3 protein-coding genes are annotated in these 2501 nt (G+C 31.7%); all 3 read left to right on the top strand.

Going from position 1 to position 2501, the window contains the following annotated elements; all coding sequences use genetic code 11:
• Nucleotides 1-183 precede the first annotated feature (183 nt).
• On the top strand, nt 184-1191 hold the full coding sequence (locus QUH73_RS20605; protein ID WP_289532331.1) for a hypothetical protein: 1008 nt from the start codon (nt 184-186) through the stop codon (nt 1189-1191).
• A gap of 256 nt (nt 1192-1447) precedes the next feature.
• Entirely contained in the window at nt 1448-1930 is a 483-nt protein-coding gene (locus QUH73_RS20610) for a hypothetical protein (protein ID WP_289532332.1), read from the top strand.
• Nucleotides 1931-2250: 320 nt separating this feature from the next.
• Nucleotides 2251-2499, top strand: coding sequence for a hypothetical protein (locus QUH73_RS20615; RefSeq protein WP_289532333.1), 249 nt, complete (start codon nt 2251-2253; stop codon nt 2497-2499).
• Nucleotides 2500-2501 lie beyond the last annotated feature (2 nt).

The raw sequence follows: 2501 nt of genomic DNA on the forward strand, positions 1-2501 counted from the left end.
CATTTTCAACAACCTTTCGGTGGGTGTGATCATGCTCATGCAGGGCACACACAATAAATATAGGTCATTTGGCGGATAGTGCTAAATTTGAGCGTGTTAACATTTAATAAAATATATAGCGGTTTGATACTTTGGAGCCTTGAAATGCCAAACGCCCCATATTATCAACGTTACCTGCTATTTATGAAAAGAGCATTCTACATATTATTTAGCTTAATCATTTTGATTTCATGTGAATCAGAAAATGAATTAGAAGGAGTTTGGATTGGTGCATATCAGGTACATTATTCTGGTGATGAACCACTTTTATCCTCCATGAGATTATTATTGGATATTTCAAAGGCCGAGCTGATTTATAAAACGTTTGATTATCCAATGTTTGAAGAAAGGGACTCTGTGCAAATATTAAAATATTCATTTAATGGCAAATCATTAACATTGGATTCTGACACGTTTCTTGTAAAAAACTTGACAAAAGATAGTCTAGTACTAAATTTTTGTTCAAATTATGAACGTGATTTGGTGTTTAAAAGACTCCCCGATAATAATAATTTCAAGATTGATATTAAGAATAAAGCTTTCTCATTGACAGGTCCAAACTATGCTGACTCTATTGATTTTATTAATGATTCATTGATGTTGCATATTGGAAATGTATTTAACACGAATTATCGTTCGACAAAATGGGCTATTAATAGTTATAAATCATTTGACTTTTTAGTGTTTGATCAATCCGAATCGCCACCATTTTTGATTGATTATAGTTTTGAAAATGAAATATTTCTTAAACTATTCTTTACAACAATCAAAGATTTCAAAATGACTAATATTGAGAATGTTAAAGATACTAGTGGAATAATCGGAAACTGGGTGTGTCCATTTCAAAACAGACAAGGAGTTCCACTACCACGACATCTTGAAGGAGTCGACTCAAAATTGTATTTAAGAGTCAAGTCTGATTCTTTAGAGATTGAGCAATATGGAAAGATAAAGTCAAAAAAATGGAAACTGAACTCTACTAATAATTTTATTTATTTCCCTGAAAAGATAAATACAAAAAATGGAGTTTGGAAAATTCTAGAAGTAAATGAAGACAAATTGATAATTGAACGTTATAGAAGAAATCGAAAATCATATAATCCTGGCGATAAGGAAGTAATTAAATTTGAAAAAATAAAAAACAGCAGGTAACAAAAGCTAAATTTCATGGGCGCGGATGAGCTGTTTGAAAGTTTAGTGCAATTAAGAAACACCAGCAAGCCAATTAAAATTGGTTTGCTCAAAATATAAACAATTTCACTCGGCTTGCTTCTTTAGCGCTTTGATAAGATTACTCTTTTAATCGCCCACATAGTGTAAACCATGTGACTTGTACAACTGTAAACCATCTCCCTTTACACACATTAATACACAGTAAACCAAATCATTAACCTAAAAACAAAATTTAATGAAATTATTTTTTTTAACATTAGCATTGATCAGTTTCTCAGCACTAACGACTTTTAGTCAGAAACCCGTTCTGAAAATATCAGATGACGAAATAATTATTCCTTTTGGAAATTCAGTTGTAATTGGTTCAATAATTGACGGAAAGAATTTGAATAATCACAAATTTCTATCCCAATCAAAAATTACAGGAATATTAGACTATAATACTGCATTTAATAATGTAAACCTTGACAATTTATCGACAGAAACAATTGTTTTTAAGTTTAGTGAGATTAGTTGTTGTGGAGCTGAAACAATATCTCTAATTACAAAGAGTAATTTAGGATATGACTTTACATTTAAGTACAAAACTATTGACAAAGACAATAAATTTAGTTCGGTAGGAACATCTAGTTCTAAAAGTCTGACTTCATTTACATTTGAAGGAGCTTCATCGGCTCTTGAAGCGATAGTTTTGTTTGATCTTGAGATAGTTAAATAACTAAGCACAACAATCTGGTATAAATCATGCGGAGTTCGTGATGTTTTGAATGTTAGGTAGGGCGTTTGAACACCGCCAAATCTTAGATTTGGCATTAAAATGAAAAGATAATAACAAATATAAGATTTGGCTCTGCGGCGATTGGAGAAGCTTGATTCATGAAATCTCCGCACACTTCATCCAGTGAACGTTATGCCCAAGTTGGATAGCAGCTTCGATTGTTCATTTTGCAGATAGAAAACTTGATTATGCAGAACTTATTTTATAGAAGATTTAATTACAACGACTTTTGAAGTATGTTTAATTAAAATTTTAAAATTATGAGAAAGTCGATTCTATTAATGTTTCATCTGCTATTTTGGACGTTTACAAGTTTATTGATAATTCTTGGATTCCAACTTCTGTCCATAACAGCTGCCATTTTGGGTGGTGGAGGTCCAACTGTAATGGATAACTTCATCGTATTATTAAAGGTATTACCCATTGGGGCCTGTATTTTTTATGCATCGTATTATTCTGTGTATTTCGGTGTATATGTGCCACCCATTTCGGTGATGTTGTGCCACTAAAA

It is taken from the genome of Labilibaculum sp. K2S, assembly GCF_030372765.1.
Lineage (GTDB): Bacteria > Bacteroidota > Bacteroidia > Bacteroidales > Marinifilaceae > Labilibaculum.